The sequence below is a fragment of the Pseudomonas sp. F01002 genome, assembly GCF_004402115.1.
GTDB lineage: Bacteria > Pseudomonadota > Gammaproteobacteria > Pseudomonadales > Pseudomonadaceae > Aquipseudomonas > Aquipseudomonas frigoris.
In genome coordinates, this window is the sequence record NZ_SOPU01000016.1 from 1 (window position 1) to 327 (window position 327).

The following is a 327-nucleotide window of genomic DNA, read 5'->3' on the forward strand; positions in this document are numbered from 1 at the left end:
TGCCGCTCAGCGTCAGAGCGGTATCGACGGTGATGCCACCCTCGGGAACAGGCCCTCTGGAGTCCGACACGGTGGTAAGGGTGGGGGTAATCAATGCCACCGCTCTGATGGTATAGGTGCGTAGCGGGAAGGTCACCGCCGTAGCGGTATCGGCCACCCTAATCGAAGTTCACCCGGAAGGTGACCTTTAGCTCGCTGCCGTCCTTGAGCGTTTTCAGCCAGTCCCTGGGGGCCAGCGAGATCGGCCCTGACGTCGAAGCATGCGGCACACCGGCCCAGACGACCTGCTCGGTCGGTGCGCCGTTATCCAGGATGCCGTCATAGCGC